At 59.3% G+C, this 572-nt stretch carries 2 pseudogenes; both read right to left on the bottom strand.

Annotation, left to right across the window (positions count from 1 at the left end):
• Nucleotides 1-307, bottom strand: a pseudogene (locus MD273_RS18730) (ABC transporter substrate-binding protein); the annotation flags it as partial.
• Nucleotides 308-376: 69 nt separating this feature from the next.
• Nucleotides 377-572 (bottom strand): annotated as a pseudogene (locus MD273_RS18725) (hypothetical protein); the annotation flags it as partial.

Genomic DNA, 572 nt, shown 5'->3' with positions numbered 1-572 from the left:
CGACATCATAGTCGATGGGTTCGAGCAGGCCTTCCGCGCCGGCACGCGCCGCGGACCCCGTTCCGCTGGCGACCAGATCGAAGGCCACCTGCCCCGTTTGAACCTGAAGGCGGACATCCGACATGCCGCTATAGGTTTCCTGCGTCAGGTCAATGCCCATTGCCTCGGCAGCAGGTTCAAAAAGCGCCTTGCTTTCGGCCTCCTGAAACGAGCCGCCCCAAGAGGCGACCGTCAGTTCATTCTCCTGCGCCATCGCCGTCGAAGCGAGTAGCGTTGCTGCCAGTGTCAAAGTCAATCTGCTGTTCATTTTTCCCTCTTTCTCTTTTTAGAGTTTTCAAAGATTTCGTATGCTCAGGTCCGCCTTCTCCGAATACCGCTAGACATGCGGTCTGCCGCCTGCCCAGGGGTGCTTGTCGACGAAGCGGTACCAGCTCACCGCTGCCGGCAAGAACCAGGGCTTGCCGAAATAGAATGGCCGGGTCGGATGTTTCAGGTCATCGAAGGCGGTCTGCCCCTCCGGCGACCCCAGAATTTTCAGCCCGGCCTTCATGCCGAGATAGCTCGCCATCGAC

Origin of the sequence: Marinobacter sp. C7 (genome assembly GCF_022343555.1) — a bacterium.
Lineage (GTDB): Bacteria > Pseudomonadota > Gammaproteobacteria > Pseudomonadales > Oleiphilaceae > Marinobacter.
Note: the sequence above shows the minus strand (reverse complement) of the source record. Positions and strands in the feature narration are given on the sequence as shown.